Annotated in this window: 1 protein-coding gene; it reads left to right on the top strand. The window is 48.4% G+C overall.

Features of this window, described 5'->3' with window-relative positions; all coding sequences use genetic code 11:
- Positions 1-48: 48 nt before the first annotated feature.
- A partial coding sequence (locus R7D93_RS25295; RefSeq protein ID WP_318129558.1) for a 5'-3' exonuclease H3TH domain-containing protein occupies positions 49-1,456 on the top strand: 1,408 nt, incomplete at its 3' end.

Raw genomic sequence — 1,456 nt, 5'->3', positions numbered from 1 at the left:
TGGCATCCTAGGCAGATCTATTAAGTACTGATTTGGATACAGACAATTATGGCAAGTATTCCTGAAAATCCGCTGATTCTTATCGACGGTTCTTCTTACCTATATCGCGCTTTTCACGCTTACCCGGGCACGATGAGTAATGGTGAAATCCCAACCAACGCAGTTTACGGTGTGGTGAACATGCTACGCAGTATGATGCGTCAATTTGCGTCTGAGCGTATTGCGGTGGTGTTTGATGCGAAGGGTAAAACCTTCCGTGATGAGATGTATTCAGAATACAAAGCGAATCGTCCACCAATGCCGGACGATCTGCGTTGCCAAATTGAACCATTGCACAACGTTATTCGTGCGATGGGTTTGCCGTTGATCTGCGTTCCTGGCGTGGAAGCAGATGACGTCATCGGTACGTTGGCTTACCAAGCCTCGCAACAAGGCATGCCTGTTTTAATCAGTACTGGCGATAAAGATATGGCTCAGCTGGTGGATGACAACATTACCTTGATCAACACCATGACGAACGTCGTAATGGATCGTGAAGGGGTGGTGGAAAAATTTGGTATTCCGCCAGAGTTGATCATCGACTATCTAGCGTTGATGGGCGATAAAGTCGATAACATCCCTGGTGTACCGGGCGTGGGCGACAAAACGGCGACCGCTTTGCTGCAAGGCATTGGTGGCCTGACTAAGTTGTACGAAAATCTGGATGATATCGCGGCACTTGGTTTCCGCGGTTCGAAAACCATGGCGAAGAAGCTGGTCGACAACAAAGACAACGCTATGCTGTCTTATGAGCTGGCTACCATCAAGCTGGATGTGGAACTGGAAGAAACACCAGAGTCGCTACTGAAAGCAGAGCCAAACAAAGACGAATTGATCAAACTGTATGGTCAGTTGACGTTTAAGTCTTGGCTGAACGAATTGCTTGAAGGCGGCTCAGGCACTGTCGAAGCGGTTGAACTTGCAGGCTCTGCGCAAGCATCATCTTCTTCTTCGCATGCTGAAATGGAAACCTCAGCGGTAACGATTGATCGCAGTCAGTACGAAACCATTTTGGACGAAGCTTCTTTCAATGCGTGGCTAGAAAAACTCAAAGCGGCAGAGCTGTTTGCCTTTGATACCGAAACGGATAGCCTTGATTACATGGTGGCGAACCTCGTCGGTTTGTCATTTGCTATCGATGAAGGTATTGCGGCTTATGTCCCTGTCGCACACGATTATTTGGATGCGCCAGAACAACTGGATCGCGATTGGGTTCTTGAGCAGCTGAAACCAATTCTTGAAGACGACGCTCAAGCGAAAGTCGGTCAGAACCTAAAATACGACGCGTCTGTGCTGGCACGTTACGGCATCGAGATGAAAGGCATCAAATACGACACCATGTTGGCGTCTTACGTTTACAACAGCGTAGGCGGCAAACACGACATGGACAGCTTGGCACTTCGTTTCCTGCAACACA

Origin of the sequence: Vibrio sp. YT-15, assembly GCF_033337445.1 — a bacterium.
GTDB classification, from domain to species: Bacteria; Pseudomonadota; Gammaproteobacteria; order Enterobacterales; family Vibrionaceae; genus Vibrio; species Vibrio alginolyticus.
This window is presented reverse-complemented; position numbering and strand designations above follow the sequence as displayed.